At 46.1% G+C, this 1,726-nt stretch carries 2 protein-coding genes and 1 pseudogene; all 3 read right to left on the minus strand.

The annotated features are described in order from the left end of the window. On the minus strand, positions 1 to 152 hold a 152-nt coding region (locus BLW34_RS15930; protein WP_218138891.1), incomplete at its 3' end, for a transposase. A 55-nt stretch (positions 153 to 207) separates the two neighbouring features. Continuing rightward, a pseudogene (locus tag BLW34_RS15220) lies at positions 208 to 1,099 on the minus strand (IS256 family transposase); the annotation flags it as partial. Between the two features lie 344 nt (positions 1,100 to 1,443). Next, positions 1,444 to 1,726 (minus strand): transposase (locus BLW34_RS17600; protein ID WP_143037981.1); only part of this gene is annotated, 283 nt, incomplete at its 5' end.

The following is a 1,726-nucleotide window of genomic DNA, read 5'->3' on the forward strand; positions in this document are numbered from 1 at the left end:
ACCCATTTGCGCAACGTCTCAGCAGTACAACCTATCTTGGAGGCTATCGATTCCAGTGCCGCCCATTGCGACTCATACTCCCCTTGGTGTTCATACAGCAATCGGACAGCCCGTTCACGAACCTCCGGTGAATATCTTACTGGTTTTTTCATTACTCTATCCTCTCAAGAAATAGAGTCTCCTGTAAACTCGGGGCGATTCAGTCCCCATCGCGTTTGGATATTTCGAGCTGTGAACCGTTCAATACAGTCATCAAATGCCTTTGTAAGCTTCTTTCCGGGTTTCTGCCTGCCAGATATCATGCAAGGCCTCCTTGACCTTGGGTTGCATGACTTTCGGCAGTTTCTCCATGACATTTGCGGTCTTGTGCACCTGGCAGCGCTGCTGATTAGTTTCCGGCCAGAGCTTGGCTACGGCTCTCCAAAATCCCAGAGCGCCATCACCGACAGCCAGCTTAGGTGAGTTCTCGAGTCCTCGCTGCTTCAAATCCGTTAATACTTCCTCCCAGCTCGCCGCCGATTCACGGTAACCGTCAGTAACGCCAATAATTCTTTGCATCCCGTCTCGTCAGAACCGATGATTACCAAAAAACATACCCGGTTATCCATTCGCACGTTACTGTAGACGCCATCGGCCCAGACATAAATATAACGCTTTTTACTCAAGTCACGCTGACTCCAGTTTTAGCAATCCCGTTCCCAATCTTGCTTTAGACGGCTAATCGTGGCCGTTGACAATCTCGGTGCATCCGGTCCCAAAAAATGTTTCAATGTCTCTGAAAAATCTTCCATTGAAATGCCCATCAGGTAAAGCCAAGGCAGAAACTCCTCAATATTCCCGGTACGCTTCAAGTAAGGCGGTACCAGGTTACTGTTAAACTTGATGGCCAATCCGCAGCGATCCCAAGCCTTCTGAACTTTGACTTCAGTATCTCCAAGCCTGTCTGAATCGAGCGCTCAGGCAGATAGCCGTTTCTGACCACTGCCGCTTTACCTTCATCAGTTTTTAAAGATCCATGCCGCTCAATAAAAATGAATACTTCCGCTTCTATGGCCGCGGCCAGCATTTTACGAGCACCTTTCCGGAGTATTTCTTGCAGCGGATCATTCTGGGTCTGGTTTGTTCAGTTTAAAAACATTATTATCTGTCATTGCGGTGTTTTCCTTTCTTGATAGTTGATCTGGGCAGATCTTTATCAACAGATTACATCGATTTCTTCTCTTGTCATGCACCAGAACCAGAAATGAGCATAGCTCCGAGTAATCGGCCTTCGGCCGCAAAGCGTTTGGAAGAAATATGATGAAGTTAGTAAAATGGATAATTTTCATAACTAATATAATCAGTTACTTATAATTTATTCTTGAAAGGGAAGTTGTCAGATGATAAAAAAAGAATATGGGGAGTTGATAACTTTCTAACTCTAAGAAGCTGTCTGGTAAAACATTAGACGCATTCTGCAAGTGCTATTTTCATCATGGCGATTCGAATCATATTTTCGGCAGTGCCGGGCAGGATCTCGAAGTCCTTGGATAAACGGCGAAAATTGCCTAACCAGGAGAACGTGCGTTCGACCACCCACCGCTTCGGCAAAACGGCCCATTTACCTTCGATTTTTTCTGAAATGTGCAAGACCAGGCCTAGTCCATTAGTTGCAAAATCAACCGCTGTGCCTCGATAGCCGGCATCTCCTGAGAACGCTCTGAGTGAAGGGTATTTATCAGCAACA

Origin of the sequence: Nitrosomonas sp. Nm58, assembly GCF_900107335.1 — a bacterium.
Lineage (GTDB): Bacteria > Pseudomonadota > Gammaproteobacteria > Burkholderiales > Nitrosomonadaceae > Nitrosomonas.